Below are 608 nucleotides of genomic sequence, written 5' to 3'. Positions count from 1 at the left end.
TGGCTCAACGCGCTGCGCAAGGCGTCCAGCGCCTCGGCCGGCGGCCTGCCGGTCGCTGGCGGCAAGCCGCCTTCGGTCCAGCGCACATCGCTGCGCGCCACTTCCAGCACGGCCAGCACCTGGCCGCGTCGCTCGAGCGAGACCCGCCATTCCGGCAGCGAACGCAAGGGCGGCCCGCCCACGGCCATGATGGCCGCCGAACTCATCAAGAGCCCCAGGTCGCCGGCTTCGGCCCGCGGCACCACGCGCACCGAGCCATTGACGTTGGCCACGCGCAGTTCCGTCCAGCGCGACAGCGACGAGAAATCCGACATGGGCATGGCCTCGCCACGCGCGGCCGGGGTGGCGGCAGGCGCGGCCTGGCGAAGGTCGCTCCCCTGCTTGTTGGCCTCCGGCGCGGGCGCGGGCTGAGCGGCGGGCGGTGCATTGGGCGCGGTGGCAGGCGAAGGTACGGACTTGCGCCGCTCCGCCGGCGCATCGGCGACCGGGGGAGCAGGTGTTGTGGCGCGCGGTGCCGGTGCCGGTGCCGGTGCCGGTGCCGGTGCCGGTGCCGGTGCGGACGACTCGGCCAATGGCCGGGCCGCACCACCGACGCCGCCGCGAACCTC

1 pseudogene is annotated in these 608 nt (G+C 75.3%); it reads right to left on the bottom strand.

The window, feature by feature from the left end:
• A pseudogene (locus VSO01S_RS27665) lies at positions 1-608 on the bottom strand (hypothetical protein); the annotation flags it as partial.

Origin of the sequence: Variovorax soli NBRC 106424 (assembly GCF_001591385.1) — a bacterium.
GTDB classification, from domain to species: Bacteria; Pseudomonadota; Gammaproteobacteria; order Burkholderiales; family Burkholderiaceae_C; genus Variovorax; species Variovorax soli.
The sequence above is the reverse complement of the archived record's forward strand: the minus strand, read 5'-3'. Positions and strand labels throughout refer to the sequence as shown.